Genomic DNA, 24050 nt, shown 5'->3' on the forward strand with positions numbered 1-24050 from the left:
TCAGCTTGCCACGGACCCCTTCGTATCTTTCGCATCAAGCCGGCCAGCTCACTTTTTCCGGGCGGACGATGCCGTCTTCTATGTCGTTGGCATGCATGCTGCCGGCCATGGCCTGAATGACGATGTAGTACAGGTCTTCCTGCGAATGGTTGCGCCAGGTACGCACACCTTCGGGCGCCACCCGGATGACGGTGCCTTCACGCACGTCGATGAGCGCATCGTCGATCAGGAACTGTCCGCTGCCCTTGAGGAAAATGTACAACTCCTCGTGCTTGCGATGCTGATGATAAAACGGAACGCTCTGCCCTGCAGGCAGCTTGTTCAATGATACCTCCATGCTCGTCATCCGCAACGCTTCCTTGAGAAACAGCTTGCCCGGAAAGCCGCGACCCTTGCCCAGCGGATGAAAGAACTGATAGTTGTGCAGGCCTGTCAGCGCGCCGACCTGTGCTCCGGAAAAATTCGTTCCTTGGGTGACATCCAGATTTGCATCGCCCATTGCCTTCTCCTTCTCATAAATAAGTGTATATACACATAATGTGCTAAAAAAATCAGGCCGCGGTTTTCTGAACCAAATGAAACACCGCTCGCGTCAATCCATCCAGATCCACGTCCGAGGCCATCTGTGCGAATTCCTTTTGCGCTTTCTTCCACAGCGGAAGTGCTTGTTGCAGGCGGTCTTCGCCGGCGCGCGTGAGCTTCCAGTGGCGTTCCCGGCGGTCCTCTCCGGGGCGCGCCTCTATCCACTTGTTCTCTTCCATGATCTTCAGGGTGCGCGTCAAGGTGGTGCTGTCCATGGCCAGGGCCTGTGCCATCGAGCCGGTCGTCAGGCCGGGACACGCGCTCAACAGACGCAAAATGCCGAACTGTGTGATCTTGACGCCGGAAGGCTTGAGCGTCTGGTCGTACATCTGCGTCACGATGCGCGAGGCCTGGCGGATCGAACCGGCGTAGCAGGGCATTCTGAAAGGTTTCACGGCATGCGACAAAGAGAAACAGGATGGATGCAAGATAAATGCATATACATCTAATGTCAAGCCGCCATGCATGTTGCTTGCAAGACAGCGAATCGAGGATGGGCAAAGCAACATTGAACTTCATGCAGCAAGCCGCCTTCCAACAGAGACGTCAAACATCGCCTGGAGTGTACGAATGAATTTCCCATCGCAGCAGGAAGTCACACGATTTACCGGTCGCCGCAAGGAAAATGCCGGCATGCGCCGCAATACCTTGCTGATCGCCGCCGGTGCCGCGCTTGCGGCGGCAGCACTTGTGGTGCGCCAGCGCACGCTTGAAGCGGAGCGCGACAATCCGCCTTTGGGAAAATTCATCGAAGTCGAAGGCATCCGCCTGCATTACGTGGAGCGCGGCGAGGGGCAGCCGCTCGTCCTGCTGCATGGCGACGGCAGCATGATTCAGGATTTCGAAGTGAGCGGCCTGATCGATCTCGCAGCAAAGAAGTATCGCGTGATCGCCTTCGACCGTCCGGGTTATGGTTACAGCGAGCGTCCGCGTACGACAGTGTGGACGCCGCAGGCGCAGGCGGAACTGCTGCACTTGGCATTGCACCGGATGGGAATCGAGCGGCCCATCGTGCTCGGTCATTCCTGGGGAACGCTGGTCGCGATTGCGCTGGCATTGCAATCGCCCGACTATGTGAAAAGCCTGGTCCTTCTCTCGGGCTATTACTATCCGACCGCGCGACTGGATGTCCCGCTTCTGTCGCCTCCTGCGATACCGATCATCGGCGACCTTCTGCGCTATACGGTTTCCCCGCTGATCGGACGCATGATCTGGCCGGCCATGAAGCGCCGCATCTTCAGCCCGTCGCCGATACCGGAACGGTTCTCGTCCGACTTCCCGGTATGGATGACACTGCGCCCATCGCAACTGCGCGCCTCTGCCGGCGATGCCGCGATGATGATTCCGGCAGCGTACTCATTGCATGACCGCTATCGCGAACTGGCGATGCCGGTGGTGATCATGGCGGGCGACGGCGACAAGCATGCCGACATGCACGTGCATTCGGAAGCCTTGCATCAGGACATACCGCACAGCATTTTGCATGTGACGCGCGGCGCGGGCCACATGATTCATCATCTGGTACCGGAGGAAGTGATGCGCGCCGTCGACGAGGCGGTGGAAGCGGCCAGTGTCGAGCACCGCGTCACGGGCAAACATGTTTTTCCGGCGTCGGTACGGCTGAACTAGCGCCATAGCGCCGCGCGCCTAATACGACGCGCGGTAGCGATATCCCTTGTAGTTCAGCACCATCCCGTTGGGCATCAGCTTCTCCAGGCGCAGCCCAGGTACGACCTCGTCGCCTTCATGCAGCAGCGTCTTGTTGATCAACACGGTGCGGTCCGCCTTGCTGCTGGAATAGATGTAGCCGCCGACGGTGAGCGGAGGGATCTCTCCCTGAATCTGTGCCGGCAGTTCGCGCAGCGTGGCGACGGCCGGCTCTTCGGGTGCCTTGGCTGTCGGTGCGGGCTTTGATTCGGCGGGTTTCGGGTGCGTCTTCCGGTCCGGCGCCTTGTGCGCAATGCTCTCCCGCGCCGGAGCAGGTGGTTCAGCTGCGGCCTCCTTCGCAACCGGCACAGGGGACGCAGCAGTCTTGGCTGAGGGGGCCAGGGCTTTCTCTGCAATCTGCACCTGCGGCGCTGGCACGACAGGGACCGTTGCAGCAGCAACCGGTTTCTTTTCCTGGCTTGCACCCAACCACGCGCCGCCTGCGGCCGCAATGGCCAGGGCGGGCAGTGCGATCCACCATCGCCGCGGCCAGCGGGAGCTGGAGCGTTCGCTCCGTCCGGCGAGAACGGACGGCGAGTAGGATGCATTCGATGCGCCGACGCGGCGTTCCGCCTCGGCCCTTCTGAGCGCGTCGAGAATATACGACATCGATTACTCTCCTGACGCCGGATATTCGCGCAAGTGCGGCTCGACGATGCCGGCGATGCGATTGAGGAACATGACTGTCACCGGACCGGCAACGCCGTCCACGAACAATCCATGCGCGCGCTGGAACTGGCGTACCTGATTCTGCATCGCCGATCCGAATGCCTGGCCGGCGGCTGGCACCTCAATGTTGTTGAGCGTCGCGAGCTGGGTTGCGATCCAATCGACCTCCGGTCCGATGCGGCCGAGGCCCACTGTACCGGCGAAGCCCTCCGGGGCACGCCACAAGGTGATGAATTCGCCGCGAAAGTAGCGTGTCAATTCGGTCAGCGTCACATTCTGTACTGCGTCGCCCACCCGCAGGCTCGCTCCGGCGTCGCCGAGGCTGGTCAGCAGGGCATAGGATGTCTTGTTCTCCGCATCGTAAAGCTTGAGGACGGCGGGGCGGTCCAGCTTCCTCAGCTCGGCGAATCCGCCGGTGCTGCGATGGCAGCGCACACCGCTGTCTTTGGCCGTATCGCATGGCTCGTCGCCCGCAAGCTTCACATTCCACAGTGCCGACAGTTCGCGTACGGCCTCCTGTTCGCTGCCCAGCCCGGCGAGGATGCGACCGTCCTGCACCGAGATGATGGGCTCCCTGTTCTTCTCGGCTTCGACCGACGGTGCGGTGGAGGCCGCGGGCTGCACGATTTTTTCGGGGACGGAAGCGGGCGCGTCCTTGTGCTCGACCAGCTTGATGCGTTCCTCGGCAGCCGGGGCGGACCATCTGGCGCGCAGCTCTTTCAATACCGATGCGTCGCTCAGCGACCATGCGGCGCCGCCGGCCAGAAGCGCGGCGAGCAAGCCGAGTGCCGTGGCGCTCCAATTGCGCCGCTTGCGGGGCGCCTGGCTGTCCTGATTGATGAACAGCTCGCCGGATGCGTGCTCGATGGTCTCGCGATCGATTTCATGCGCACCGTTTGCGTACGCACCGAGCATCGCCCGATCGCATAACAGGTTGATGCGTCGCGGGATGCCGAGCGTGAGCCGATGGATCTGTTTCATCTGCGGCTGCTGGAAGGGCGACGCACCGATCAGGCCGGCGGTCGTGAGCCGGTGCTGAATGTAGCTGGCGGTTTCCTGTTCCGACAGGGCCGAGAGGTGATAGTGCGCGATGACGCGTTGCGCCAACTGCTCCAGTTCCGGACGCAGCAGCATCGCGCGCAGTTCCGGCTGGCCGATCAGGATGATCTGCAACAGCTTGCGCTCGTTGGTCTCCAGGTTGGTCAGCAGACGCAACTGCTCGAGCACGTCGGCGGAAAGATTCTGCGCCTCGTCGATGATCAGCACATTGTTCCTGCGCTCGGCATGCGCCGACAGCAGGAAGCGGTTGAGTGCATCGATGTAATCCTTGACGCCGCCGCCCGGTTGACACACGACATGGAATTCCTCGCAGACCGCTTGCAGCAGCTCGATGACGGTCAGCTTGGGATTGAAGATATAGGCGAGGTTGCAGTTGCCCGGCGCCTGTTCGAGGAAGCAGCGGCAGATGGTGGTCTTTCCGGTGCCGATGTCGCCGGTCAGCAGCACGATCCCGCCGCCGGCGTCGACGCCGTACAGCAGATGCGCCAGCGCTTCGCGATGACGCTCGCTCATGAACAGGTAGCGCGGATCCGGCGAAATCGAGAACGGCGTCTGTTTCAGCCTGAAAAACTGTGTATACATGACAAGGGCAAGGCTACCACAAGTGCATGAACGAGGGGCTGCACTCAAGCATATTCCAGGCCTTCCGATGCGGCTTTGATAGAATGCAATACACGACGCGGGCGTCCGCCCGATCCTGTGTTCATCCTCTTTTTCACCATTCCGGGAGGCCTCATGCGCACACTCACTGCCTCGCTGTTGCTCTGTTGCATGTTGTCTGTTTCCGTCGCTGCACTCGCTGCCGGCCAGATGAAGCCCGGCCTGTGGGAAATGAAAATGAAGTCGGATGAACTGAAGAACATGCCGAAGATGCCGCCCGAGCAGATGGAGCAGATGCGCAAGATGGGCGTGAATGTACCGCAGATACAGGATGGCGCAATGGTAACCAAGGCGTGCATCACCAGGCAGATGGCCGAAGCCGACCAGCCTCCCGCCATGAATCCGAAGGACACCGGTTGCCAGTCGAAGAATTATCAGCGCAGCGGCAACACCTACAGCGTCGATGTGGTCTGCAATGGCCAGCAAATGAAGGGCGAGGGCAAGGCGAAAGGCACGTTCTCGGGCAACGAGAGCTTTACGTCGACCTATGATTTCAAGGGCAGCATGTATGGACAGCCCGTCAACCAGCATCACGAGAGCAGCGGCAAGTGGCTGGCTTCCGATTGCGGCAACGTGAAGCCGGTCGGCGAGATGATGCCGAAGAAGTGATCGTTTGGTGCGCAGGGATTTTCCGCACAGGGGACAGCGATGGGACGCCGCTACCACTATCACGTGTACGTGGTGGAACTGTCGAAGGATGTCTTGTACGAAGGGCGCTTCCGGAAATCCAATCCCGATTACATCGAGGGCAAGCCTTGCGTGTATGTCGGCATGACCGGACTCAATCCGGACCTGCGTTTCGACAAGCACAAGGCCGGCATCCAGGCTAACCGCTACGTGCAGGAGTTCGGGCTGCGGCTGCTGCCCGAACTGTACGAGATGTATAACCCCATGCCTTACAGCGGCGCGCGAGAAATGGAAGTCGAACTCGCGATCGGCCTGCGCGAAGCCGGATACGGCGTGTGGCAGGCCTAGCCTGCACGCTTCAGAACCCGAGTCCCGCTCCCGAACTCATCCCTGAACTCGGTCCTGTATCCGTTCCCGTGTCCGTTCCCGGCATGCCGCCCGGGATGCTGATGGTTCCGGTCGTGCTTCCCGTCGGCCCGAAACTGGAGGGGGGCAGCGCGCTACTGCCGGATGTGCCCGTACCACCGATATTGAGCGGGTTGGCGAGGCCGCTCAAGTCGCCGGTATTGCTCGCCTGTACCAAGTGCCCGATAAAGTGCTGCTGCGGTAAGATCTGCCCGCGGATTTCTCCATCCGGAAACGCCGCACTATGTACATTGAAGTAGAGCTTGCCATCACGCAGCGCGTTGTACTGGTCTGTCGTCAGTGTTGTGCGGGCCAGCCAGACCGGACTTCCCGGACCGGCGGAAACCAGCGAAACGATGATAGGCCCGGCAATGCCCGGTGCGCCTTGATGAATATGCGCGGCGGTTCCCGCGATCCCGGTGGTGGTGAGCGCAGCGATCATTTGCCGCGTGTTCGGATCGATCACGATCGTCCCTGAACCGCGCGCGCTGCTCGCGTTGGGCGGCACTTCCTGTGATCCGCGCAAGGCGGAAAGGAAATTCGCGATGGATGGAAGTGCGGCCGGGACGTCGGTAGTGTTGCTCGTCGTGCCGGTATTGACGCTGGCGGTTCGAATGGCGTTCGGGTCTTCCGACAGGATCTGGCCGCGGATTTCACCGTTCGGAAATGCGGCACTGTGTACATTGAAATAGTAATTTCCTGATCGCAGCGTGTTCACCTGGTCATCCGTCAGCGTGGCGTGCGTGGTCCATATTCCGCTGCCGGGAATGGTCTCGCTCAGCGGAAAAACGATCGGGCCCGCTGTGCCTGGGGGACCCTGGTGGATATGCGCGGCGGTGCCGGTAATGCCGGTCGTCGTCACGATCGCCGTCATCTCGCGCGTGCTCGCGTTGAGCACCAGGGTTCCCGATCCCAAGGCGACACTGTTTGTGGGCGGTGTCTCTTGCGGGCCGGACAGCGAGGCCGCGAAGGCGTCGCCCAGCTCCCGTTCCGCTGCCTGAATCGAGGCGGACGCCGCGGAGGTATTGGTCGTGACCCCGCTGTCGCCGCCACCGCCGCCGCAGGAGAGCAATGCCATGGTCGCGATGGCAAGGCATGCATGGGAAATGAACCGGTTGCTGAAGGATTTCATGGAGGGCCTCCTGACTGTCTCGGGCAGATGCGCACACTTCGAAGCAGGGCGGCAACGGTTGATGAACGGTGTTCCACGCGACCGGTCGACGGCAACAATGCATGGGTCAGGCCGCGCGTACTTTTCCCATCGGAACACGGGTGAATGTCGACATGCCGGACAGAACACCTTTCGAAGCAGCGACGCTGCGAATGTTCTTGAGATGCGGTCCCGGCGGCGGAGTTCAGAAGGAAGTATTGAGGCAGTCGCAGTGTGCGTACGCCGCCGTCATTGCCGCCGCCCTGCGCTTTGGCGGCAACGGTGGTTTTGCGCCAGGCTTGATTGCTGCTGCGGTTCTGCTTGCGCCCGGCATGTGCGCGTTGAAGGCGCTCAGGCGGCTTCCGGCAGCGCGGATGCGGCCGGAAGCTTGCACGCCCACCATGCGCCGCCAATCAAGGCGGCGTGTGTCACCAGCAATTCGAGTGCGACCATCTCGGCTTGCGCCGGATGCATGATCAGACTCGCTATCTGGATGGCGCTCATCAGGACGGCCAGCACCAGATATCGTGCGCGGTTCTCCGCGACACGTCCCAGGCAAAGCAGCACGCCCGCCCACAACAAGGCCAGCTCCAGCAGCAAGGCGAAAGCGCGGTAATTCCACCATCCCAGGCCCACTTTCACATCGTCGAACCACAAGGGCAGATCGGGAACGTGCACCAGCAGGTCAAGCAGCCAGTGCGAGCCAACCGCCATCCCGACCGCCGCCGCTGTGCGGAAGCGCGCTGCAAGTGAAGGGGTGAAAAGCCAGAACAGGAAGGCGGCGCCAAGCGACCAGATGATTGCGGCCGCCAGACTGTGCGTGTACGGCATGAAATAGAGATCCAGGCCGTTGGATGCGGTAAAGCCCGGTATCACGCGCAGCTTTTCCACGCCGAGAAGGACCAGCACGCTCCAGCACAGGTCGACCAGTTGGCACGCGATGAAATACGTTGGCAGCGACGCGGCGGGCGCGGCACGCCTGGCGGCAAAGGCAGCGGAATAATGACCGATGAACATTGTTCGTTAGGACGCGGAATACTATTGTCGACTTGTTACCATAACACAGGCTTGTCGCCTGAAAATTGCTGATCGGAACAATTAGTGGCATATTTCTAGGGAGTGGCAGGCCGCCCGTTCGGCCTGTGTCGAATCAAAGTAAAAGGAAAGCGATGCTATTTCTGAAGAGTACTTCGGCGCCGGTTGCTCCGGGTGTGTACGCAGTCGATGTTGCAGCCAAGCCACCGGGAAAGACTTTCATGATTTACGTCGCGGTCGATGCCAGCGAACCGCCGGCCGGTTTCATCGAAGCGGTGGAGTCGATGGGGTTCAAGCAGGTGCTTTCCAAGCCTTATACGCATCACGACGGGAAGAAAATCGTCGATCTGCATTTCCAGAAAACCGGCACGGATATCTTTGACGGCTGGACCGATGGCGAACGCGAAGCTAATCTGAAAAAAATGGATGAAGTGTTTGCCGGCTTCAACATCACGATTCAGCCGCGTGTCATGTCGCTGGCCGAAGCATTTCGATGAGCGCGCAAGGGTGTCGTCTTTGCACAAAAGCGATGCCATGCAGATCATAGTGTGCTAGGCTATATGCTCTTTCGGGTCCGTCCGTCAGCAAGCTGAACGGTACCCGCAGGAGAATGCTGTTTGCCTCCTTTCCCCTATCAGCGGGAGAGACCAGGAAATGTCGCAACGCACTTTGCGACATGTTGCCTCCCTACGGAACGCCAAAGACTACCCGCCTTTGTGCACACCGCAAACGATGGCAAGAACGTTTGCACGAGAGATCCCTAGTGTTGCGTCTCTGCTTCGCGCCCGCGCGCGAGCGGATGTCTTTTGCTTTCTCCAAACCCATTCCGGGTGGAGTTCGCATGCGACATCGAGAAGCAATTCGAAGCCCGCATCAGACGGGCCGCAGATGCATTGACTTACAACGAGCCCGTTCGAGAAACGTGGCGTCGCCGGCAATCCGGCCGGCGCCCTGCCGCGCATGGCAGCGCATGTTGCGACTTTCGAACGGACTCCGACAAGAACTGCTGACGATTACCATTTACTGACAACGACAACATGAATACGCTGGAAAAACAAGCACTCCAATATCATTCCGCCGGCCAACGCGGCAAGCTCGCCATCCAGGTCACCAAGCCGGTTGCCACTCAGGCCGACCTCGCGTTGGCCTATTCCCCCGGCGTCGCGGTCCCTTGCGTCGAAATCAACAAGGACCCGGCCAAGGCCTATGAATACACCGCAAAGGGAAACCTGGTGGGCGTCATTACCAACGGCACCGCGGTGCTGGGTCTGGGCGACATCGGCGCGCTCGCCGGCAAGCCGGTCATGGAAGGCAAGGCGGTACTCTTCAAGAAGTTCGCGGGTATCGATTCCTTCGATATCGAGATCGACGAAACCGATCCGGAAAAACTGGTCGAGATCGTCGCCGCATTGCATCCGACCTTCGGCGGCATCAACCTGGAAGACATCAAGGCGCCGGAATGCTTTTACGTCGAGCGCCGCCTGCGCGAACGTTTGTCGATTCCGGTTTTCCATGATGACCAGCACGGTACGGCGATCGTGGTCGGCGCCGGCTTCCTGAACGCGGTGCAACTGACCGGACGCGATGTCTCCAAGGTGAAGGTCGTCTGCTCCGGCGCCGGCGCGGCGGCAATGGCCTGTCTTGACATGCTGATCGATCTCGGTGTGCGCCGCGAAAACGTCTATGTCTGCGACAGCCGCGGCGTTCTCAGCACCGAACGCGAATTGAGCGAAGAAAAGCGGGCCTGGGCGCAAGCGACATCGGCCAAAACCCTTTCCGACGTGATCGGCATGGCCGATGTCTTCCTCGGCGTGTCGGGACCCGGCCTGCTCAGGCAGGAGGATGTGCAAAAGATGGCTGCCAGGCCGATCGTCTTTGTGCTTGCCAATCCCGAACCGGAGCTGCGGCCGGAACTGGTGCGCGAAGTGGCACCGGACGCGATCATCGCCACCGGCCGCTCCGACTATCCTAACCAGATCAACAATGCCTTGTGCTTTCCCTACCTGTTCCGCGCCGCGCTCGACTCCGCCGCGACGACGATAAACCAGGCGATGAAGCGTGCCTGTGTTGTGGCACTGGCGGCAATGGCACGCGACGACGAACAATTCGGCAAGGAGTACATCGTGCCGACCTTGCTGGACAAGCGCTTGCTGACCGGCGTCACGCCTCTGATTGCAACAGCCGCGTTTGAAAGCGGTGTTGCACGCAGACAGCTCCATGAGCAGGAGTACCGCGTGCAGCTGGAGGCACTGGCGAAGACGCTTCTTTAAACCTTAATCCGTACTGACAACGCGGTCGCGGCCGCCTTGTTTTGCGCGATACATGCGCTGGTCGGCAATCTCGACCAGCGCCTTCCAGTCGGCGCTCGCATCGGCGATGCGCTCCGCGATCCCGATACTGGCCGTGATGCTCAGGTTGTTCGGGCGCATGCCGAAACCAATGGCGCGCAGTCGCGCGACTGCTGCCTCGGCCTGCGGCAGATCGGTATTGGGCATGATCACCACGAATTCTTCCCCGCCCCAGCGCGCGAGCGTGTCGCCGCGGCGCAGGTTGGCGCCGATGATTTCCGTGACGCCGATCAGAACCTGGTCGCCGGCTTCATGGCCGAAGCTGTCATTGATGCTCTTGAAGTGATCGAGATCGATGAAGGCAATCGCCATCGGCGAGTTGCCGCGGCTGGCGATATTGAATTGCAGGTCCAGCATTTCCTCTCCGCTCTTGCGCGAGAACACGCCGGTCAGCGGATCGCGGTTGGCCTGACGTACCAGCGCGATCATGAATGCCAGTTGACTGATTCCGGCCAGCATCGATACCCCGGTGATCAGCACAAGAAGCCAGAAAGCGCCGGCGAACGGCGACCAGCCTGATGCGCCTTGGGCAAGAAACGCAGACGCGCCCTGTGCCATGAGGATCGGACTGGCGATGAGGAGGTTTTCCAGCAGCGTGAGCGGAAAGATCGACAGCCCGGAAAGGAGTACGAACGGGAGGAAAGCATAACCCGCGCTGATCGCGGCTGAAAATCCGGTCAAATGATAGCTCGTGAGCAGCGTGTGCGAGCCGATGTAGAAGGCCGTCGGAATGAAGAACAGCATTGCCAGCGCCCGGTAGGCGTTGGGCAGGTTGCCCCTCGGATGAAACCCGGCGAGCAGGAAGGCAAATGCGAACGATGCAAGAAGACGCATCAGCGCAAGACTGCCCCAGAGCGAAAAGGGAAATACCAGGAAATCGACAACGCTCCATAGCGGAGTCACGACCGCGAACAGGACGGCAAAGAGCCGCACGCGATTGACCACCAGCATCGCACGCCGGCGTGTCAGCAGGGGGGAGTGCTCGCGTGAGAACGCCAGCCACCCGGGTCTTGGTTCATTCAATTCTCCCGGCATGAGGCCGGTGAGTCGATGCCAAAGGACATCCGTGAAGCGCTTCATTGTCGTTGGAGATGTCTGGCAAAAACAACGGGTGCCGCGCAGTGCGTGCGCGCGGTATGCATCCTGTGGAAGCCGAAGCAGGATTCAGGAGTTGCGAATGACCACCAGTCTGGACAGACCGAGGAAATTCACTTTCTTCACCGACAGAATCTCCCAATTGTACTTGAGGATCTGTTCGTCATAGCAAAAGTCGGAGCGGAAGCCGATCTTGTTGGAGAGCTTGCGTACAGCGCGCTCCAGGAACCACCAGAATCGGCTGCCGCTGAAGTGGTTGAGAATCAGGATGGTGCCGCCCTTGCGGCATACGCGGCGGATTTCGGCGACCAGGCGTTCCGGATGCGGCGTCACCGACAGGACATAAGGAATCGCCACGCAGTCAAAACAGGCGTCGGGAAAGTCCATTGCTTCGGCATTCATCGCTGCCAGATGGATATTCCGGCCCGCAAGTTTCGCGGTGCGCTCGCGCGCGATGTCGAGCATCTCGTCCGAGATGTCGATACCCACTACGGCGGAACCGGCAGGGTAGCGCGAGAGCGTCAATCCGGTGCCGACGCCCACCTCGAGTACCGACGCCGGACGCAACGCGCATACAGCCTGCGTCAGAGCGCGTCGTCCAGGTTCTAGCACCGCGCCGAACAGCCGATCGTAGTGGGGAGCATAGAAACGATAAGTACTGACAACGTTGTCGACTGAAATCGGGTTCATGGGCCGTCGGTTGTGCTTGTCGAATTGGAATGTAAGACCCTTGGACGCCAGAAAGTTCATCGCCAATGCGAGTGGAGCTCGACGCTTGTCCGAACGTCGATGACAAGCGATGCGCTGATTCGCTCCGCGCCCGGTCCGTCTTTCGAGATTGCGATACAGCACAACTACCATGAATATGGTTTGGCAATTTGATATCAAACAAGCATAATGCGCGGTTCATTGACAAAAAGACAATGAAACTTGGGTGAGCAAAGATCTATGACCACATTTCAAACAGGGAGTTAGTAATGATCAAAGCAGTATTGGCAGGGATTCTGACGGGCGTAGTTCTTTTGGGGTGCGGCGGTGGCGGTGGGGGCGACGGCGTTGCAACCGGCACGTCCTCATCAAGCATCTCGTCAACGGACACATCATCGACGGGCTCGACATCTTCGAATACGCAAGCAAGCACCGGAACCGTCTCGAGCATTCCAGTGACAAAGGGCGATTCCTATACCTATCGCCGGACCGATACTACGATGGCTACCAGTTCGGCGACAACGTTTGACTGGACGCGGGAATTCACCGCAGTCAATAGTGACGGATCCCTCGCATATAGCGACACCTTCTCGAACGGAAGCTTTGCCGGTTCAAGTGCCAATATTTCTGCTGACGGTAGTATCTCATCGACAAGTTCGATTAGCTCATCGACGGCTACATGTACGTATGCCGGCGTCAACGCAAGCAGCGTCGCGCCCTTTGCCGTGGGCCAATCGTGGAATAACGCATGGACTAAGACATGCGGTACGGCCGTCGTGGCGGGGGCGAACAAAGGCTCGATTGTCGGACAGGAAACGGTGACCGTTCCGGCCGGGACGTTCAATGCCTACAAAGAGGTCTACACGGTTACCACGCAGCAGACCAGTCCCTCCAGTCCGACAATCACCATCACCAGCTACACGTGCTGGCGAGATGCCATTCTGGGGCAGCGAGTGAAGTGTGAATGGACAATGGCCACGACGACAGCAGGCTCGACAGCACAAACTCCGGTGTCGTCGACAGTCTTTGAGCTCACCAACTATATTGCGCAAGCCTCGACGACCAGTGTTTTGTCGGCGTCGCGATTTGCCGGCACATGGACCGGAAGTTTCAGCGGCACCGACAGCGGTACGTGCTCGAACCTCAGCATTTCGACCAGCGGCGTGATCTCGGGTACCTGCGTCGGCAACCAGTCGGGAACGTTCTCGGTCTCGGGCACTGTCGACTCGCAAGGTGCTGCAAGCTTCAGTTCAGGGACGACCAGCAATGGTGCCCATTTCACCGGGCAGTTCGCCTCGAGTACTGCCGCAAGCGGCACATGGTCGGCCGGCACCGGCTGGACTGGCAACTGGACAATCAGCCACAAGTAATCGAAGCCAGGCGGAAGAGCAATTCTTCCGCTGTCTGAGGATTGCCCCCATCCCTCGGCGGCATCAGGATCGACCGCCGGGTCATCAAGCACGCTGCCTCGCAATATGGGAAACTAGCCTGATATCCCAGCGAGAACCGCGATGCACATCAACGACAAGACCACGGATGCCCAGACTGCGCAGCGTCCGTGGATCGATCTGAAGTCGACCTACGACGTCGAAGCCTGGATTGACAATTACAACCGGGAACTCCAGCGCGCCATCGAAAAGACCAACGCCACCGGCTACGGCATCTGCTTTTGTCTCGAGTACGGCGGCGAAATCTACATGCACACCACTGGCGAGGGCGATATCCTGCTCGACGTGACACCTGAAGCCGAGTGGGCCGTCCCGGTCATTTCTGCGGCAACGAACATTCAGGCGCCGTCGGGCCAGATATGGGCTGTGCCGGGAACAGCGCTGACGCAGCTTGTACTCGGGCTGAGCAGCCTGATCGGATCGACCAGGCTCGTGTTGCAGCACGATTTCAGGATCAGGAAGTACTGAAACGCCTGGCGGGCTTCGCTTTTTGCGGAAATCCTGCAACCCGGGAACGCGTCGAAGATTGCCGTCATCTAATGCCTTGAATTCAACAAAAACGCAGAGGGGCCATGCCACAGCCAATCAGGACGACAGTCGACAAGGACATTTCCGATGTCGAACTCGCAAGCAGGATCGCAGGCGGCGACCAGCAGGCATTCGAATTTTTGATGCGGCGCTATAACCGCGTGCTCTACCGCACCGCGCGCAGCGTGCTGAAGGACGACGCAGAAGCGGAGGACGTGCTGCAGGACGCCTATCTGCTGGCGTATCGACGCATCAATCAATTTCGCGGCGATGCGAAATTATCCACATGGCTGACGCGTATCGTGGTCAATGAAGCGATTGCACGTTCCCGCAAACGCAGCCGCAGGGCACAGGTGATCAGCCTGGGCGGCGAGATCGAATGGGATAGCGAGGCCGCAGAGACAAATATGAATGAAGCCAGCCCAGAACAACCGGAACGCGCTGCGCTGCGCGCCGAAGCGCGTCGCTTGCTCGAAAAGAAAATCGACGAGTTGCCCGAGGCGTTTCGCACGGTGTTCATGCTGCGTGCGCTGGAAGAAATGAGCGTAGAAGAGACTTCGGCCTGCCTCGGCATTCCGGAGGCGACGGTGCGCACGCGCTTTTTCCGCGCCAGAGGTCTGTTGCGCGAGTCGCTTTCACGCGAGATCGATTTCGCCTTCGAAGAGGCATTTTCTTTCGATGGCGCGCGCTGCGACCGCATCGTCAACGGCGTGCTGGCGCGGGTTGCGGATATGCCGTCGGACGAGGCCTGACGGGTCATGGCGCTGCGCTGGGGGATGACGCGGCGAGTGCTATCATGCGCCCAACAGGAGTGGCAATGCCTGCTTTTTCAGCCGCATGCGGAGCGTCCGCACGGCACATGGATCAATGTGCAGCCGGCACGCGCAACGGACCTCGCACGGAGTGCAGATGCAGTATTCGAGCGCAGCAGCTTGTTGCAAGACGTGCATGCCACCCGCACTCAATTTCAGAAACGAAGGGATCACATAATGGATGAAAACAATTTCTCCGAAAAAGACTGGCGTCGTCTGTTGCGCCACCTGGGCGAAGACCCGAGCCGGCAAGGACTGCGCGACACGCCGGCGCGCGTCGACAAGGCATGGCGCGACTGGACATCGGGCTACGACAAGGATCCGGCCGAGATCCTGAAGGTGTTCGAGGACGGCGCGGAACAATACAATGAACTGATCGTGGTGCGCGGCATTCCTGTGTACAGCCATTGCGAGCATCACCTGGCGCCGTTCTTCGGGACGGCAACGGTCGGCTACACGCCGAACGGAAGAATCGTCGGACTCTCGAAGCTGACCCGGCTGGTGGAATGTTTTTCCAAACGCTTGCAGGTCCAGGAGCGCCTCACGATCCAGATCGCCGAAGCCTTGATGACGCATGTGCAGCCCTTGTCGGTCGGCGTCGTGATTCGCTGCCGCCATATGTGCATGGAGAGCCGCGGCATCCAGACGCCCGGCGAGGAGACCGTCACCTCGGCGCTGCTGGGGGAGATGCGCACCAATCTCGGTCTCAGGACTGAATTCCTTTCCCTGGCGCGCGAGAAGGACTAGCGCCTGTCTTCGCTCCGTTCGCTCAGTTCGCCCAGAACCGGAGCTCTCCCGTCATCGATAGCGAGCCGTTGAGATTGGTGCGGCCAAGGCTGTCGGTGACGGGTGCCAGCGGGTTGGTCTGCACGCTCAACGACTCATAGCCGAAGTTGGTGTACTTCACGGATCCCGGCAATCCCAGCGCCACATAATCACCGCCGCCGTCCGTCCGCTTGTGCACGCTGATGGTGACCGTCCCCATATCGACAATGCCACGCAGGTTCTTGATGACCATGTAGTTGGTCTGTCCGTCGACCGTAAAACCCATGGAGATGCGGCTGTCGGTGACGGGATCGGGTACGGTCGGATCATTCAGCGAGAGGTGAATGGCAAAGCCGACTCCATCCGCGCCGCTGACTTGCGACAGCTCTGCGTCGTCCAGCGGAACGGGCGCCTGCGCGAATGCGGCGCTTGTGCCGGCGGCGAGGAATGCGGCGAGCAGCGTCTTGAGCATGTCAGGGTCTCACCTTGATGTCCAGGTACTGGATCTGTATCGAGCCGATGCGGCTTGATCCGAGATCGAGATTGCCGGTGATGTCGCTGCGGAAGGAAACGTTGTCGATCTGCAGGCCGCCCAGTGCAGCGCCGCTTGCATCAGGCCAGTCGATGCCGACGTGCAGGCGCGGATTGCCGCCGGCGTCCGTTACCGCATTGAAGATGCCCGGCTGGGTCGCCACGTCGGCGATGCGCCAGGGTGTATTCAGAAAATTGCCGTTACTGTCGACCGCGCCGATTTTCACGCCGCGAATATTCATTTGTTCGGCAACGCCTGCTGGTTCGGCCTGGGTAATGTCGTCCCGGCCGCGCGGGCGCAGCAGAATGTTACCGATGTCTGCGCGCAGGGCGAGGCCGAAAGCGATTCCTTCGCCGCGTCGCGGCGTGGTCCATTGCATGCCGCCGCCATAGAACACCGCATCCTTGAACACGGCACTGCCGCCTTCGAAGGCAATGCCGTCCGCGTTGACTCCCCAGTCGAACGCCGCCTGCCATCGCTTCAAGCCATTGGCGTTGAGCGGATTGGAAAGACTGATCACATCGGCCATGCCGGGCGCGCCTTTTACCACTGCCAGCCGGTAGGGATCGGCAAATTCGCTGACGCTATCGTCCGAGCGCGAAAGATAGGGGCTGCCGATATAGGCGCTCGCCGTCGAGGGTGAGGGCGCGTAATAGGTGTACCGTGCGTCGCCGGACAGGGAGAAATTGGACAGGTCGAAACTCAGTCCGTCACGGCCGGTGACCGACGACAGCGCCACATCGTTGAGTGGCTGCAGTCCTTCGGCGCTCGCTGATGTCGGCACACCGCACAGCGAAATCAATCCACAGAGCGTGGCGACAGCGTGGCCGGCCGATATTGCGGTCAGGTCGAGTGCACGCATGCGTCAACGGGGATACGGGAGGTTGGGAGGCGGCGTGCCGGTCGTATTGATGGCGGCGAGGCGGTCGCGCCAGTTCATCCAGAAGCCTGCTTGCGCGACCTGCGGCGCGGTAAGGCCCGCAGGCGGCTGGAATTGCACGGGCGTCTTCAGTACTGCCATCCAAAAGTCGCGGCTGGGACCGTTTGCATCGCCGGCCCGAACGCCGCCCAGTTGCGCCAGCGTGAGGCAAGGTGCGGTGCAACTGCCGTCCCAGCGTTTGCCGCCGTCCGGTGCGGTGCTGGAGTCCAGCATGCCGGCGGCGCCGCCGTCAACGAGCATCGAACCGCTCAGTGTATTCAGTGTCAGGCCGACGTCGCCCTTGATGCCGTCGAAACCGAAGCGAATGCCGACGACCTCGCGTTGGGCGGCATTCGCGACATTGCGATAGATGAATTCAAGGTAAGGATTGGTGATCTGCACCAGGCGCTGATCGTAGGTGCCGTCGCTGCGGCCGAACTGCAGCAGCGGCATGTCGATGTCGGCACCCGTGCCGTTGCGTGCTGCGTAGTTATACTCGCCGAGGCGGATGTTGCGGAAATTGGCGTTCAGCGTGACGTCCGCGCCCAGCGCGATGCGGGTGAAATCGAATCCGTCGAAGCTGCTGTTGTTCAGCACCAATAATCCCTGGGCGTGGGTCGACGACATCTCTTGCTCGGACATCGCGCGCAGTTGCGCCGATGCGGTACCCGTGCAAAGCAGCGTGGAGAGCGCTGCGCTCATCAAGACAAGAGGAAATCGTTTCACGCTCATGATTGCGAAGCAGTCGGTGTGTCCGGCGGAGCAGTGCCGCCAGGCGATTTGCCGGGAGCGCGCTCTTCACCGATCCGTTAGCCAACCATCGGGACCGATGAAAAGCGCTGCTGGAAACCCCCCGGCATGACACCGGGGGCAGGTCGCTAGATCAGGCCAGTCGCTGTTGCCAGCGGCGGCTGATTAGTGTGCCCACATCCAGACGCTGGTGCCGCGCAGGTCGATCTGGTTCATCGCCATCTTGCCGAAGGAGGCAGTGCTGCCGCCCATCGTGACGCTGTCAACCGATACGCTCAACAGGGCAGGAGCCGGCAGCGAGACGTGAGTTGCAGCCGGAATAGCGATCTGGACCACGTCGCTTGCCGGATTGAAGAAGTCGCCGCTCACACCGGATGCAGTGCGAATCGCACCGAAGGTGGTTCCGCTGATCACGTCGATGGTGGCTGCAATCAAACCATTTGCCTTGATGTGATTGAAGTTGATGTTTGCATTGTTGTCGGTCGTGTTGGTGTACTGGAACGAACCGATGTCAACGTTCAGGTTGGCAGCGATCGACACGCCGTCCTGGCCGGAAACTTGGCTCAGGCTGTCATCTTGCATCGGGGTCATGGCCGAAGCGGCCATAGCGACTACGGACAGAGCAGCGGCAATTGCGGTCTTCTTGATCAGTTGCAGTTTCATATATAGTCTCCAATTCGATAAAAAAATTTATTCAAAAGGTTTTTTTCTTCATTTGCCGCTAACGCTGGCTCCCTGTTTCTTGTGGAAACATGTTTGCGCTGCCCGGTCGGCGACTTGCATTGCCATCCGGACGTGAAATCCAGCGCCGTACAGCTCTTAATATTTCAACAATACTAAGAGCCTTCATAGTAGGGCAACACGACGCGGAAACGGTGTGCGACGCCCTTACCGCCGAAGCCAAAACATTGGCCGCGAGAGCCAAGCAGAAAAAAATTTCCCCATCGAAATGAAATGCGATCGCGGCATGATTCAGCCACCGTCGCCGCCGGGATGAAATGACTCGCACGAGTACTCCGGCATGCGCGTGGTGCAGCGCAAGAAAAAGTACGACCGGTCGAAAATTAGAGGAAGTCCTCTATTGGTCCGCCGACAATCTTATGTAATCTCCTAATTTTCTTCGCGTCATTTGAGTGCTATACGGAATCGCAACCGTGCATCGCTCGACATGTTGCAGGGTCCACTTCTTCGGGTGATCTGAATGGCAGCAATACCTACTACGCCTTGGGAAAAGCCCACGGTTCCCCGATCGCCGCCATCCAAATTCAGGCCACCGGCGATGGGTGCACCGTTCGTCGCGCGCGATCGCCTTACCGAGCGTATTCGGCAGGCCGCGGGCGCAAAACTGATTCTCGTGCAGGCCCCGGCCGGATTCGGCACAACCACGCTGTTGCGTGATATCCACGATCTGTTTACTGCGGTCGGATATGCGATCGTCTGGCTGACGCTGGACGCGGGCGACAACGATCTTGACCGATTCATGACTTGCCTGAGCCAGGCATTCGCGCAACTGGATCAGATCCCTTCCGCGCTGGCGGCGGCATTGATGCCGGGCGAAACGTCGCATGCGCGCGACAGCGACAGCTTCGATCTGATGGAGGCGGTCGCGTCGACCCCCTTGCCATTCATGCTGATCCTCGACGAGTTTGAGCATCTGCAGAATCCGGCCGCTATTTCCGTCGTTCAACAATTGATTGAACTGCTCGGCCCGCAACAAAAGATCGTGATCGGTTCGCGCGAGCAGACCGCGCTCAGCCTAGGGCGCTTGCGCGCGCGCCAGCAGCTTCTGGAAATCGATGCGGGACAGCTGCGCTTCACCCTGGAGGAAACGCGACAGTTCCTGTGCGAGAAGCGCGGGCTGAAGCTTGACAGCCAGGATGTCGAAAAACTGCATCAGGTCACCGGAGGATGGGCGGCCGCGCTGTGGCTGTCCTCGCTGGCACTGGAGGATAGCGAGGACCCGAAGCGTTTCATCCGGACCTTCTCCGGCTCCAATACGGTGGTCGCCTCCTATCTCGCCGAGGATGTGCTCTCGCAGAAACCGAAGCATCTGCAGGACTTCATCCTGCAGACCAGCATCCTGCAGAAATTTACTGCTGAAAGCTGCAATGCCGTGACCGGCCGCAGCGACAGCAAGGAGCTGCTGCAGGAAGTCGAGCGCTCCAATATGTTCATGACCGCGCTGGACGAAGGGCGCAACTGGTTCACCTATCATCCGTTGTTCGCGGGCTTCCTGCGGGCGCAGCTGGAACGCCAGTATCCGGGCCTTTCTCCCAGTTTGCATCGCCGCGCGGCCAACTGGTATATCGAGCAGGGACGCGCAACGCATGCCATTGATCATGCAATGGCCTCGCGCGATAAAGAGCTAGTGCTGGAGTTGCTCGACAAGCATGCCGAGTCGCTGTTCCTGCAGGGGCGCGTTCGCCTGCTGGTGCGCTGGTTCGACGTGCTGGAGCGCGCCAGCCTGGCGAAGCATCCCAAACTGATGTCGGTCTATACGTGGTCGCTGATTCATATCAACCGGAGTTCGGAAGCGCTCACGCTGCTGGAAACGGTGACCAATCCCGACGGCGTGTCGCCGCTGCCGCATCCGAACTACAACGTGTTGCGCACCTTCACCCTGGTGATGATGGATCGCATCGAAGAGACGGCGCCGATGTGGGACGATCCGCACATTCTCGGCAGTGCCGCGCAGGAACCGTTTTTGCGCAGCATGCTCATGATCGGTTGCGCCTATTACTATGCAACGATCGGACGCTTTCAGGACGCGCGTCTGCTGCTGGATCAGGCGACCCAGGAGCAGCAGGCGGTAGGGCCCCTGTTCAGTATCGCAGTGGCCGGATATGTGCGCAGCATGCTGGACCTGGCGCAAGGGCACTTGCGCGCTGCGGTAGCGCGTTTGCTGGCCTTGATCGGCGACGAGTCGCAGATGCGTTTGCGGATCGCCGGCGCGTTGATGGGCTTTGGCGCCAACCCGCCGGATTTGCGGCAGGGCGGCGACAGCGGTTTTGCGAGTGTCTATCTGGCCGAAGTGTTGTATGAGATGGATTCGCTGCACGAAGCCAAGCGCTTGCTGAAGCAATACCTGCCTTTGGTCAAGGACGCGGGCATTCCCGACCAGCTCATTGCCAGCCACCTCATCCATGCCCGCATCCTGCGTTCCGAAGGCAATGTGAACGATGCCTTGCAGACCTTGCTTGAACTGGAGCAGCTCGGCATGGAGCGCATGCTGCCGCGCGTGGTGGACATCGCGCGGCTGGAACAGGCACGCATGGCGATCCTCGACCAGGACATCGAATCCGCCAAGGCCTTGCTGGCCCTGGTCGGAAGCGCGCCCGCGTGGCAACGCCGCAAGTTGCAGATGATTGCGGACGATATCGAAACGCCGATGCTCGCCAGGGCGCGCCTGCAATTGCATTGCGGCCAGGCGGCACATGTCTTGCCCTTGCTGAAGGAACATTTGCAGGACGCATACAGCCGCGGCCGCTTGCGCTACGCATTGCGCGTCAAGGTCTTGTATGCCTTGGCGCTGTCCTTCGCGGGGCAGCGCAACCCGGCAATGCGCGCGATACGCGAAACCCTGCAGGACGCCATGTCCGAAGGCTTCGTGCGCGTGTTCAAGGATGAAGGGCCGGCGCTGCTGGCCTTGATCCGCGAAATGCTGGAGGGCACCAAGGATGTCGCGAACAACGAGAACATTGCGCTGCGTGCATTCGTTGAAAGAATCCTTCGTTCTTCGCAGGAAACCATGCTCGCCGTGCCGCTTCCTTCGCATGCCGAAGGCGGCGCGCAGGGCAAGGCGCATGCCGCGATGGAAAATGAACTGACGGGCCGCGAACTGGACGTGCTGATGCTGCTGGCGCAAGGCTATGGCAATCAGGTGATTGCCGAAAAGCTGTTCGTCTCCGTCACCACCGTCAAGACACACCTGCGCAACATCAACATCAAGCTCGGCGCACACAATCGCACCGAAGCCATTTCGCTCGCGCGCAAGCTCTGCATTATTTCCTGAGCACACGCGACGCGTCCTGACGCAACAGCGCATTCAATTTACCGAAAGAAATATTTGCGGCGCGGAGGCGTGACTCCGGCCGCAATGGCGTACATTCGCGACGCAATCCGCAGCGCGCGCTGTCTCTGTATCACCTATGCATGACATGGTTATTTCCATCAAGAATTTATCTGCATCTGTCAAGCAAGCAAATGCGGCCGGCTTGATGCGGCGCAATCCAATCTCGTCCGTTCGGATGAGTTCGCGTTAGCAAGTCCCTCGTACATTAAAGCCACTTCGCAACGTACCCAAAACGACAAGAATTGCGGGCCGTTGAGTTCGATCAGAAGCGAAGTCGAGCGCGGGACACATCGCGACGCCGGACACAATTCACGTTTGAGGAAAAGACATGAAGGGGACAGCCACATGTTCATGATTGCGCTTGGCGCCATCGCCTTTTTGATTGCGGGTTCGGGCGCGACATCCCGCTTCGAGCCCGTCGATCGCCCCAAGGAGCAATTCGAATTGCCGCTCGCCGCCGTCGGCGGCGGCCCCATCACCGAGTCGGTCACGCTCGAGCCGTTTTCCGAACTGAAGTATCGCCACATCGTCCGCCAGGCGTTCGACTACAGCTGCGGCTCCGCGGCACTGGTGACGATCCTCAATTACCACCTTGGACTGAAGGTATCCGAACAGCAGGCGATGGAAGGCATGCTGGAGCGCGGCGAGAAGGAAAAGATCATCGAGCGTCGCGGCTTTTCCCTGCTCGACATGAAGCGCTATGTCGCCTCGCTCGGCATCAACAGCGCGGGCTTTCGCGCCGACGTGAAGGACTTGCGCGAGCTCGACCATCCGGCCATCGTGCCGATCGATTACGCCGGCGCCAAGCACTTCGTCGTGCTGCGCGGCATTCGCGGCGAGCTTGTCTACATTGCCGACCCTTCGGCCGGCAACATCGTGTTTTCGGTCGACGAGTTCGCAACGCTCTGGGACCGCAATACCCTCTTCATCCTGTATCCCCCCAAGGACCGGCCGCCGGTCGCTCAACTCGCCCTGTCCGACCAGGAACTGGGCGTGATCGACACGGACCGCGTACGGGATGTCGCTAACCTCCAGCCGTTCGGCAATACCCACATGCTTGAACGCGCTATCAACTCGGGCTTCGGCGGGGTGTACCTGCGCAGGCAATAAGGCAGGACAGGCATCGCCACACCATCCATCTCTAAGGGAGTTGTTGTCATGAAAATTCATAAGCTATTGGGCTTGATTGCCGCTGCATTGGTGTTGCCTGCGTATGCGCAGCAAGAGTCGTCTTCGGCGGCGAGCGACGCGCCCGGTACGGCGGCGGCACGCGAAGCGCTCAAGCAAAAGGAAGGCGATACCGACCAGACCACCTTGCTCAAGCAGACCCTGACCGCGGTGGACAAGCAGTACTCGCTGATCAAGCGCGGCAAGATCCAGGCTACCTACGACCTGAACTACACCTACATCGGCCAGGAAAAGATCAACGCCAACTTCAGCGACGGCACGCTCACGCTGTTCAATATCGAGAACGACAGCTCGCATGCGATCACCAACACGCTCTCGCTGGACTACGGCCTGCGCGACAACCTGACCGGCAGCTTCAGCCTGCCGCTGGTGAGCAAGTATTCCGAAAGCCCGACCAGCTCCGGCCTGTCCCACTCGCTGGGCGACATCGGCATCGGCGCACGCTTCCAGCCGTGGGAAGCGCACCGCGGCAAGCCGTCCACCACCTTCACCGCAAACCTGCGCCTGCCGACCGGCCGCAGCCCCTTCAAGGTCGATCCCAACCAGAGCCTCGCAACCGGTTCCGGCGTGGCGACACTGACCGGCGGCCTGAACGTCAACCACATCGTCGATCCGGTGGCCTTGTTCGGTTCGTTTAACGTTTCCTACAGCACCGCAGCCAAGCACCTTTCGCAACGGCGCGACGGCAACCTCGTGCTTAACCGCGTCGATCCGGGCGCGAGCATCGGTTTCGGCCTGGGCTTTGCGTATGCGCTGTCCTATGGCATCTCGACCTCGGTCTCGATCCAGGAAACGATTTCGCGCGGCACCAAACTGCATTTCGACAATGGCAGCGTCTATCGCACCAAGACGCAGACCGCAGGTGTACTGAGCCTTGGTCTCGGCTATCGCGTCTCGCCGAAGACCACGCTCAATTTCACCGCCGGCATCGGCCTGACGGCGGACTCGCCTAACTTCAGCCTCGGCATGAGCATGCCGTTGTCGTTCTGAT

24 protein-coding genes are annotated in these 24050 nt (G+C 60.1%); 12 read left to right on the top strand and 12 right to left on the bottom strand.

Going from position 1 to position 24050, the window contains the following annotated elements:
* Nucleotides 1-34: 34 nt before the first annotated feature.
* Nucleotides 35-499: a cupin domain-containing protein gene (locus VJ651_RS19220; protein ID WP_324108986.1), complete on the bottom strand. Its 465-nt coding sequence runs from the start codon at nucleotides 497-499 to the stop codon at nucleotides 35-37.
* A 52-nt stretch (nucleotides 500-551) separates the two neighbouring features.
* Nucleotides 552-962, bottom strand: coding sequence for a MarR family winged helix-turn-helix transcriptional regulator (locus VJ651_RS19225; RefSeq protein ID WP_324108987.1), 411 nt, complete (start codon nucleotides 960-962; stop codon nucleotides 552-554).
* A gap of 190 nt (nucleotides 963-1152) precedes the next feature.
* On the opposite strand from VJ651_RS19225, the gene VJ651_RS19230 reads away from it, so the two are divergent.
* On the top strand, nucleotides 1153-2211 hold the full coding sequence (locus tag VJ651_RS19230; protein WP_324108988.1) for an alpha/beta hydrolase: 1059 nt from the start codon (nucleotides 1153-1155) through the stop codon (nucleotides 2209-2211).
* A gap of 18 nt (nucleotides 2212-2229) precedes the next feature.
* On the opposite strand, the gene VJ651_RS19235 is transcribed toward VJ651_RS19230, so the two are convergent.
* Nucleotides 2230-2898: a general secretion pathway protein GspB gene (locus tag VJ651_RS19235; protein WP_324108989.1), complete on the bottom strand. Its 669-nt coding sequence runs from the start codon at nucleotides 2896-2898 to the stop codon at nucleotides 2230-2232.
* Nucleotides 2899-2901: 3 nt separating this feature from the next.
* On the bottom strand, nucleotides 2902-4599 hold the full coding sequence (locus tag VJ651_RS19240; protein WP_324108990.1) for an ExeA family protein: 1698 nt from the start codon (nucleotides 4597-4599) through the stop codon (nucleotides 2902-2904).
* Between the two features lie 153 nt (nucleotides 4600-4752).
* Between VJ651_RS19240 and VJ651_RS19245 the strand changes: the two genes are divergently transcribed.
* Nucleotides 4753-5286 carry a DUF3617 domain-containing protein gene (locus tag VJ651_RS19245; RefSeq protein WP_324108991.1) on the top strand — a complete coding sequence of 178 codons (534 nt, stop codon included), beginning with the start codon at nucleotides 4753-4755 and terminating at the stop codon, nucleotides 5284-5286.
* A 39-nt stretch (nucleotides 5287-5325) separates the two neighbouring features.
* Nucleotides 5326-5652, top strand: coding sequence for a hypothetical protein (locus tag VJ651_RS19250; RefSeq protein WP_136418706.1), 327 nt, complete (start codon nucleotides 5326-5328; stop codon nucleotides 5650-5652).
* A 10-nt stretch (nucleotides 5653-5662) separates the two neighbouring features.
* On the opposite strand, the gene VJ651_RS19255 is transcribed toward VJ651_RS19250, so the two are convergent.
* Both VJ651_RS19255 and VJ651_RS19260 read right to left on the bottom strand, forming a co-directional pair.
* Nucleotides 5663-6841 carry a CHRD domain-containing protein gene (locus VJ651_RS19255; protein ID WP_324108992.1) on the bottom strand — a complete coding sequence of 393 codons (1179 nt, stop codon included), beginning with the start codon at nucleotides 6839-6841 and terminating at the stop codon, nucleotides 5663-5665.
* Between the two features lie 369 nt (nucleotides 6842-7210).
* Nucleotides 7211-7876, bottom strand: a complete 666-nt coding sequence (locus VJ651_RS19260) for a hypothetical protein (protein WP_324108993.1) — start codon at nucleotides 7874-7876, stop codon at nucleotides 7211-7213.
* 152 nt (nucleotides 7877-8028) lie between these two features.
* Here VJ651_RS19260 and VJ651_RS19265 point away from each other — a divergent pair, with 152 nt between their 5' ends.
* Nucleotides 8029-8391, top strand: coding sequence for a hypothetical protein (locus VJ651_RS19265; RefSeq protein ID WP_324108994.1), 363 nt, complete (start codon nucleotides 8029-8031; stop codon nucleotides 8389-8391).
* Between the two features lie 540 nt (nucleotides 8392-8931).
* Nucleotides 8932-10164 (top strand): malic enzyme-like NAD(P)-binding protein, encoded by a 1233-nt coding sequence (locus VJ651_RS19270; RefSeq protein WP_324108995.1) that lies wholly within the window; start codon nucleotides 8932-8934, stop codon nucleotides 10162-10164.
* Nucleotides 10165-10167: 3 nt separating this feature from the next.
* Here VJ651_RS19270 and VJ651_RS19275 read toward each other — a convergent pair whose 3' ends face one another.
* Both VJ651_RS19275 and VJ651_RS19280 read right to left on the bottom strand, forming a co-directional pair.
* The gene (locus VJ651_RS19275; protein ID WP_324108996.1) at nucleotides 10168-11265 is read right to left on the bottom strand and encodes a GGDEF domain-containing protein; all 1098 of its coding nucleotides are present in this window, start codon (nucleotides 11263-11265) and stop codon (nucleotides 10168-10170) included.
* A gap of 141 nt (nucleotides 11266-11406) precedes the next feature.
* Nucleotides 11407-12027 carry a class I SAM-dependent methyltransferase gene (locus VJ651_RS19280; protein WP_324108997.1) on the bottom strand — a complete coding sequence of 207 codons (621 nt, stop codon included), beginning with the start codon at nucleotides 12025-12027 and terminating at the stop codon, nucleotides 11407-11409.
* A 287-nt stretch (nucleotides 12028-12314) separates the two neighbouring features.
* On the opposite strand from VJ651_RS19280, the gene VJ651_RS19285 reads away from it, so the two are divergent.
* From VJ651_RS19285 to folE, 4 genes are all read left to right on the top strand, one after another.
* Nucleotides 12315-13415, top strand: a complete 1101-nt coding sequence (locus VJ651_RS19285) for a hypothetical protein (protein WP_324108998.1) — start codon at nucleotides 12315-12317, stop codon at nucleotides 13413-13415.
* Nucleotides 13416-13556: 141 nt separating this feature from the next.
* Entirely contained in the window at nucleotides 13557-13961 is a 405-nt protein-coding gene (locus tag VJ651_RS19290; RefSeq protein WP_324108999.1) for a hypothetical protein, read from the top strand.
* 104 nt (nucleotides 13962-14065) lie between these two features.
* A complete protein-coding gene (locus VJ651_RS19295; protein ID WP_324109000.1) occupies nucleotides 14066-14773 on the top strand; it encodes an RNA polymerase sigma factor in 708 nt (235 codons plus the stop codon).
* Between the two features lie 237 nt (nucleotides 14774-15010).
* Complete coding sequence (folE, locus tag VJ651_RS19300) at nucleotides 15011-15580, top strand: GTP cyclohydrolase I FolE (protein ID WP_324109001.1); 570 nt, start codon at nucleotides 15011-15013, stop codon at nucleotides 15578-15580.
* Nucleotides 15581-15602: 22 nt separating this feature from the next.
* On the opposite strand, the gene VJ651_RS19305 is transcribed toward folE, so the two are convergent.
* The 4 genes from VJ651_RS19305 to VJ651_RS19320 all read right to left on the bottom strand — a co-directional run bounded on the left by VJ651_RS19305 (nucleotide 15603) and on the right by VJ651_RS19320 (nucleotide 18462).
* On the bottom strand, nucleotides 15603-16070 hold the full coding sequence (locus tag VJ651_RS19305) for a hypothetical protein (protein ID WP_324109002.1): 468 nt from the start codon (nucleotides 16068-16070) through the stop codon (nucleotides 15603-15605).
* A 1-nt stretch (nucleotide 16071) separates the two neighbouring features.
* Entirely contained in the window at nucleotides 16072-16992 is a 921-nt protein-coding gene (locus VJ651_RS19310) for a hypothetical protein (RefSeq protein WP_324109003.1), read from the bottom strand.
* A gap of 3 nt (nucleotides 16993-16995) precedes the next feature.
* Nucleotides 16996-17775, bottom strand: coding sequence for a hypothetical protein (locus tag VJ651_RS19315; RefSeq protein ID WP_414691365.1), 780 nt, complete (start codon nucleotides 17773-17775; stop codon nucleotides 16996-16998).
* 189 nt (nucleotides 17776-17964) lie between these two features.
* Nucleotides 17965-18462: a DUF6160 family protein gene (locus VJ651_RS19320; RefSeq protein ID WP_324109005.1), complete on the bottom strand. Its 498-nt coding sequence runs from the start codon at nucleotides 18460-18462 to the stop codon at nucleotides 17965-17967.
* 616 nt (nucleotides 18463-19078) lie between these two features.
* Between VJ651_RS19320 and VJ651_RS19325 the strand changes: the two genes are divergently transcribed.
* The 3 genes from VJ651_RS19325 to VJ651_RS19335 all read left to right on the top strand — a co-directional run bounded on the left by VJ651_RS19325 (nucleotide 19079) and on the right by VJ651_RS19335 (nucleotide 24049).
* Nucleotides 19079-21811 carry a LuxR C-terminal-related transcriptional regulator gene (locus VJ651_RS19325; protein ID WP_324109006.1) on the top strand — a complete coding sequence of 911 codons (2733 nt, stop codon included), beginning with the start codon at nucleotides 19079-19081 and terminating at the stop codon, nucleotides 21809-21811.
* A gap of 405 nt (nucleotides 21812-22216) precedes the next feature.
* A complete protein-coding gene (locus VJ651_RS19330; RefSeq protein WP_324109007.1) occupies nucleotides 22217-22981 on the top strand; it encodes a C39 family peptidase in 765 nt (254 codons plus the stop codon).
* 48 nt (nucleotides 22982-23029) lie between these two features.
* Nucleotides 23030-24049 carry a transporter gene (locus VJ651_RS19335; protein ID WP_324109008.1) on the top strand — a complete coding sequence of 340 codons (1020 nt, stop codon included), beginning with the start codon at nucleotides 23030-23032 and terminating at the stop codon, nucleotides 24047-24049.
* Nucleotide 24050 lies beyond the last annotated feature (1 nt).

The organism is Noviherbaspirillum sp. (assembly GCF_035254865.1).
Classification (GTDB): Bacteria; Pseudomonadota; Gammaproteobacteria; order Burkholderiales; family Burkholderiaceae_D; genus Noviherbaspirillum.

What these genes read in the sequence shown, in the direction of transcription:
- VJ651_RS19220 (WP_324108986.1), bottom strand. Translation starts at nt 499, where the DNA reads ATGGGCGATGCAAATCTGGATGTCACCCAAGGAACGAATTTTTCCGGA.
- VJ651_RS19225 (WP_324108987.1), bottom strand. Translation starts at nt 962, where the DNA reads ATGCCCTGCTACGCCGGTTCGATCCGCCAGGCCTCGCGCATCGTGACG.
- VJ651_RS19230 (WP_324108988.1), top strand. Translation starts at nt 1,153, where the DNA reads ATGAATTTCCCATCGCAGCAGGAAGTCACACGATTTACCGGTCGCCGC.
- VJ651_RS19235 (WP_324108989.1), bottom strand. Translation starts at nt 2,898, where the DNA reads ATGTCGTATATTCTCGACGCGCTCAGAAGGGCCGAGGCGGAACGCCGC.
- VJ651_RS19240 (WP_324108990.1), bottom strand. Translation starts at nt 4,599, where the DNA reads ATGTATACACAGTTTTTCAGGCTGAAACAGACGCCGTTCTCGATTTCG.
- VJ651_RS19245 (WP_324108991.1), top strand. Translation starts at nt 4,753, where the DNA reads ATGCGCACACTCACTGCCTCGCTGTTGCTCTGTTGCATGTTGTCTGTT.
- VJ651_RS19250 (WP_136418706.1), top strand. Translation starts at nt 5,326, where the DNA reads ATGGGACGCCGCTACCACTATCACGTGTACGTGGTGGAACTGTCGAAG.
- VJ651_RS19255 (WP_324108992.1), bottom strand. Translation starts at nt 6,841, where the DNA reads ATGAAATCCTTCAGCAACCGGTTCATTTCCCATGCATGCCTTGCCATC.
- VJ651_RS19260 (WP_324108993.1), bottom strand. Translation starts at nt 7,876, where the DNA reads ATGTTCATCGGTCATTATTCCGCTGCCTTTGCCGCCAGGCGTGCCGCG.
- VJ651_RS19265 (WP_324108994.1), top strand. Translation starts at nt 8,029, where the DNA reads ATGCTATTTCTGAAGAGTACTTCGGCGCCGGTTGCTCCGGGTGTGTAC.
- VJ651_RS19270 (WP_324108995.1), top strand. Translation starts at nt 8,932, where the DNA reads ATGAATACGCTGGAAAAACAAGCACTCCAATATCATTCCGCCGGCCAA.
- VJ651_RS19280 (WP_324108997.1), bottom strand. Translation starts at nt 12,027, where the DNA reads ATGAACCCGATTTCAGTCGACAACGTTGTCAGTACTTATCGTTTCTAT.
- VJ651_RS19285 (WP_324108998.1), top strand. Translation starts at nt 12,315, where the DNA reads ATGATCAAAGCAGTATTGGCAGGGATTCTGACGGGCGTAGTTCTTTTG.
- VJ651_RS19290 (WP_324108999.1), top strand. Translation starts at nt 13,557, where the DNA reads ATGCACATCAACGACAAGACCACGGATGCCCAGACTGCGCAGCGTCCG.
- VJ651_RS19295 (WP_324109000.1), top strand. Translation starts at nt 14,066, where the DNA reads ATGCCACAGCCAATCAGGACGACAGTCGACAAGGACATTTCCGATGTC.
- folE (WP_324109001.1), top strand. Translation starts at nt 15,011, where the DNA reads ATGGATGAAAACAATTTCTCCGAAAAAGACTGGCGTCGTCTGTTGCGC.
- VJ651_RS19305 (WP_324109002.1), bottom strand. Translation starts at nt 16,070, where the DNA reads ATGCTCAAGACGCTGCTCGCCGCATTCCTCGCCGCCGGCACAAGCGCC.
- VJ651_RS19310 (WP_324109003.1), bottom strand. Translation starts at nt 16,992, where the DNA reads ATGCGTGCACTCGACCTGACCGCAATATCGGCCGGCCACGCTGTCGCC.
- VJ651_RS19320 (WP_324109005.1), bottom strand. Translation starts at nt 18,462, where the DNA reads ATGAAACTGCAACTGATCAAGAAGACCGCAATTGCCGCTGCTCTGTCC.
- VJ651_RS19325 (WP_324109006.1), top strand. Translation starts at nt 19,079, where the DNA reads ATGGGTGCACCGTTCGTCGCGCGCGATCGCCTTACCGAGCGTATTCGG.
- VJ651_RS19330 (WP_324109007.1), top strand. Translation starts at nt 22,217, where the DNA reads ATGTTCATGATTGCGCTTGGCGCCATCGCCTTTTTGATTGCGGGTTCG.
- VJ651_RS19335 (WP_324109008.1), top strand. Translation starts at nt 23,030, where the DNA reads ATGAAAATTCATAAGCTATTGGGCTTGATTGCCGCTGCATTGGTGTTG.